This is a genomic window from Pseudoduganella sp. RAF53_2, from assembly GCF_052113985.1.
In the GTDB taxonomy this organism is placed as follows: domain Bacteria; phylum Pseudomonadota; class Gammaproteobacteria; order Burkholderiales; family Burkholderiaceae_D; genus Rugamonas.
Window position 1 is genome coordinate 1 of the sequence record NZ_JBFRDW010000528.1, and the last position, 4,332, is coordinate 4,332.

Here is a 4,332-nt window from a genome sequence, read left to right on the forward strand (position 1 = left end):
CTGTAATGATTTGCAGCACTCTGCTGGCTATTGTGAACACGCTTGAACTCCCTTACGTTATGGTTGCCGCCAACCTGTAATTTGCTGCTGACAACCTGAAGGATTTCGAGATGAAGATGAATTTCCGCATTGGCCTGCTGTTTACCGCCCTGTGCGTGACCCTTGGGCTGGCCCGCGCCGATGACAATACGACGGAAAGCCGTGCAGTCGATGCCCGCGTGGTCCGCGTCAAGCTGGATGGCGTGATTGATCTCAAGCTGAAGCAGGGCGCCACGCCGCAGCTCAACATCATTGGCGACAAGCGCTACGTGACCAAGGTCACGGCAGTACAGACAGGCGACACCTTGCACCTCGACACCGAGAACCATGGGGTCAAGCTGAACAAGTCAACGGTCAGGGTCGAGCTGACGCTGCCGCAGTTGCGTGAACTGGTATCGGAAGGTGTTGGCACCACGGAAGTCAGCGGCTTTAGCGGCGACCGGATCGACCTGACCCTGGACGGCGCCGGCAGCATGAAAGTGGTCTGTGACTACAAGCAGCTGAAGGCCAATCTGGGCGGCGTGGGCAGCATGCATGTGTGGGTAACTGAAAACGATAACGTGGATCTGGATTTGCAAGGCGCCGGCTACATCACCATCGGCGGGCGCAGCAAGCAGCTGAACGCAACCCTGGGTGGACTGGGCGGACTGAACGCCCAGCAGTTCCAGGTGGACGATGTGAACCTGGACTTGAGCGGACTGGGTAACGCCACCGTCAATGCCCGCACCAATGCGACGCTGAACCTGAGCGGGCTGGGGTCGGTCACCGTGTACGGCAAGCCGCAGAACCGCAACGTCAGCGTAGACGGGCTGGGCAAAGTCAGCTGGAAATAAGAGACAAATCTGGTTGTGCGAAAAGAACGGAATAAATACAAAGCACTATGAAAAAACTAAGAGGCATATTACTGGCGTTAGGCATCGCGCTGGGGCTCCCGCTCCCGGCGCTGGCTGGCTTTGCCGAAGGCGCCATGGCCTACAACAATAAAAACTATACGCTGGCCTATAAAGAGATCTTCCCGCTGGCCCAGGCCGGCAACGCGGACGCGGAACATTTGCTGGGCCTGATGTACTACATGGGCCGCGGCGTGCCGCAGGACTACAAGCAGGCGCTGGCCTGGCACCGCAAGGCTGCCGCCAAGGGCAAGGCCGATGCGCAGTATGTGGTGGGCGCCATGTATTACACGGGCAATGCCGTGATCCAGGACCACAAGCAGGCTGTGATCTGGTTCCGCAAGGCTGCCGAGCAGGGCCACGCGGAAGCGCAGCAGGTGCTGGGCCTGATGTRCCGTTATCACATCGGCGGCATGCCGCAGGATAATGTGATCGCCTACATGTTGTGGAACCTGGCTGCCGCCAACGGTTCGGCCAATGCGGCCGAGCAGCGCGCCTCCGTCGTGAAGAGCATGACGCCGGAGCAGGTCGAGGAAGGGCAGGCGCTGTCGGCGTCCTGGAAGCCGGGCACACCGTTGCCGCGCGCTTCCCGTACCGGCGGAGGTTGAAACCCACGGCCTGACCCTGGTGGCTGCCACATCGTGGCAGCCACCGGCTTTCTGCGGCGGGTTCTGCTTCTTTCCCCGGCACTTTTAGGGTACAATCCGCCCCGTCATTGGGGAGTAGCCGCTCTTCGTTTCCCGGAGAGGCATACGTCAACACACTTGGCCCACAGGCCATGGCGTATGCGGTCCCATCGCTTGGCAAGACCTTTGACCACAACGCCGCCGATTTTTAGGCCGGGGGCGTGTTGTGGTCATTCGTCCGTGCCCGGCCTGGGAAATCAAATGGAAGCATTCCTCGTCTCTACTGGTGTCGTCGCTCTCGCTGAAATCGGCGACAAGACCCAGCTCCTCGCATTCTGTCTCGCTGCGCGCTTCCGCAAGCCGGTCCCGATCATTCTCGGCATCCTGGCCGCCACCCTCGTCAACCACGGCATCGCCGGTGCGCTGGGCGCCTGGATCATGTCCGTGCTGACGCCCGAAGTGCTGCGCTGGACCCTGGGCCTCGGCTTCCTCGCCATGGCCGCCTGGACCCTGATTCCCGACGAAATCGATGAAGAAGAATCCACGCCAGCCGCCCGCTTCGGTGTATTCGGCGCCACCCTGATCGCCTTCTTCCTGGCCGAGATGGGCGACAAGACCCAGTTCGCCACCGTCGCCATGGCTGCGCATTACGGCGCGCCGCTGATCGTGGTGGCCGGCACCACGCTGGGCATGCTGATCGCCGACGTACCTGCTGTCTTTATCGGCGACCGCCTGTCGCGCCGCATTCCCATGAAGCTGGTGCATGGCGCAGCGGCCGTGATGTTCGCGCTGCTGGGCCTCGCCACGCTGACCGGCATGGGAGCGCGCTTCGGATTCTGACGCGGTAGAATCCTCCCTTTACCGAGGAGGCCACCATGATGCGCGCAATCGAAATCAGCAAGCCCGGACCCGCCGATGTGCTGCGGCTGTGCGAACGCCCGCTGCCCGTCGCGAAAGAAGGGGAGGTGCGCATCAAGGTTCACGCGGCCGGCATCAACCGTCCGGACGTGTTTCAGCGCCTCGGCAGCTACAATCCGCCGCCGGGCGCCAGCGATCTGCCGGGCCTGGAAGTGGCGGGCGAGATTGTCGACGGCGATATGGGCGCGACGGGCTTCAAGATCGGCGACATGGTGTGCGCCCTGGTGCAGGGCGGCGGCTATGCCGAATACGTCACCGCGCCGGTGGAGCAATGCCTGCCGGTGCCGCGCGGCCTGTCGCCACTGGAAGCGGCCTCGCTGCCGGAGAACTTCTTCACCGTCTGGAGCAATGTGTTCGACCGCGCCCAGCTGGGCAAGGGCGAGTCGCTGCTGGTGCAGGGCGGGACCTCGGGCATCGGCGTGTCGGCGATCCAGCTGGCCAGCGCGCTGGGCCACCGTGTGTTTGCCACCGCGGGCAGCGATGAGAAGGCGCGCGCCTGCGAAGCGCTGGGCGCCGAGCGCGGCATTAATTACCGCAACGAAGACTTCGCGGCGGTGGTCAAGCAGCTGACCGGCGACATTGGTGTCGATGTCATCCTGGACATGGTGGGCGGAGACTATCTGCCGCGCGAGATGGGCTGCCTGGCCGATGACGGCCGCATCGCCATCATCGCGCTGCTGGGCGGCGCCAAGTCCCAGATCGACCTGGGCCAGGTGCTGCGCCGCCGCCTGACCGTGACCGGCTCGACCCTGCGCCCGCGTTCGGTGGCCTTCAAGGCAGCCATTGCGCGCCAGTTGCGCGAGAAGGTGTGGCCGCTGATCGAGGCAGGGGATATCAAGCCCGTCATTTATGAAAGCTTCCCGCTGGAGCAGGCGGCCACAGCGCACGCCCTTATGGAATCCAGCCAACACATTGGCAAGATCATGCTTCAGGTGGTTTGACCCGGCTTCCGCCGCCGGGCTACAATTGCGGGTTATTGAATTTTAGGCAGCTATGCGACGAAAACTCGTAATCGGCAATTGGAAAATGAATGGCAGCCGCGCTGCCAATTCGGTCCTGCTGTCCGGCATTGTGGCCGGTTTCAAATCTGGCAAGGCCGATGCGGCCGTGAGCGCGCCCGCTCCGTATCTGGCACAATGTGAAGCTGAACTCACAAATACGCCGGTTTCGTGGGGCGCGCAGGATGTGTCTGCGTATGCTGCCGGCGCCTATACGGGCGAGGTGGCAGCGTCCATGTTGCTGGACTTTGGCTGCAAATATGTCATCGTCGGCCACTCGGAGCGCCGCGCCTACCATGGCGAGTCGAACGAGCTGGTGGCGCAGAAGGCGCTGGCGGCTGTGAACGCCGGCCTGGTGCCGGTGGTCTGTGTCGGTGAAACACTGGAGCAGCGCGAGGCGGGCAAGACCGCTGTCACGGTATGCCTGCAGCTGCAGGCGGTGCTGGATGTGCTGGGCACCGCGGCGCTGGAAAAGATTGTGCTGGCCTATGAGCCGGTGTGGGCGATCGGGACCGGCAAGACGGCGACCCCGGCCATGGCGCAGGAAGTGCACGCCATGCTGCGCAAGCAGGTAGCCGAGCGAAACGCGGCGGCGGCCTGCAGCATGCCGATTCTGTATGGCGGCAGCATGAAGCCGGAGAATGCCGGGGATTTGATGGCGCAGCCGGATATCGACGGCGGCCTGATCGGCGGTGCGGCATTGMAGGCGGCGGACTTCCTCGCCATCATCGACGCGGCGTAAGGCGCACGCCGGAATGTAGTAGGGCGGGTCGGTGATCCGTCGAATTAAAGTTTTGTTAACTGTGAATGGAATGACATGAACTCTTTGTTCAATCTGATTGTGGTTGTACAGGTCCTGTC

5 protein-coding genes and 1 riboswitch are annotated in these 4,332 nt (G+C 62.7%); all 5 genes read left to right on the forward strand.

The window, feature by feature from the left end:
- Positions 1-110: 110 nt before the first annotated feature.
- The 5 genes from AB4Z11_RS24605 (at position 111) to tpiA (ending at position 4,213) form a co-directional block, all read left to right on the forward strand.
- Positions 111-872: a GIN domain-containing protein gene (locus tag AB4Z11_RS24605; protein ID WP_442028355.1), complete on the forward strand. Its 762-nt coding sequence runs from the start codon at positions 111-113 to the stop codon at positions 870-872.
- 47 nt (positions 873-919) lie between these two features.
- Positions 920-1,537 carry a tetratricopeptide repeat protein gene (locus AB4Z11_RS24610; protein ID WP_442028358.1) on the forward strand — a complete coding sequence of 206 codons (618 nt, stop codon included), beginning with the start codon at positions 920-922 and terminating at the stop codon, positions 1,535-1,537.
- 97 nt (positions 1,538-1,634) lie between these two features.
- Positions 1,635-1,814, forward strand: a riboswitch (yybP-ykoY riboswitch).
- A 2-nt stretch (positions 1,815-1,816) separates the two neighbouring features.
- The gene (locus AB4Z11_RS24615; RefSeq protein ID WP_442028360.1) at positions 1,817-2,395 is read left to right on the forward strand and encodes a TMEM165/GDT1 family protein; all 579 of its coding nucleotides are present in this window, start codon (positions 1,817-1,819) and stop codon (positions 2,393-2,395) included.
- Positions 2,396-2,433: 38 nt separating this feature from the next.
- On the forward strand, positions 2,434-3,414 hold the full coding sequence (locus AB4Z11_RS24620; RefSeq protein ID WP_442028364.1) for an NAD(P)H-quinone oxidoreductase: 981 nt from the start codon (positions 2,434-2,436) through the stop codon (positions 3,412-3,414).
- A gap of 52 nt (positions 3,415-3,466) precedes the next feature.
- The gene (gene tpiA / locus AB4Z11_RS24625; RefSeq protein WP_442028362.1) at positions 3,467-4,213 is read left to right on the forward strand and encodes a triose-phosphate isomerase; all 747 of its coding nucleotides are present in this window, start codon (positions 3,467-3,469) and stop codon (positions 4,211-4,213) included.
- The last annotated feature ends 119 nt before the right edge of the window (positions 4,214-4,332 follow it).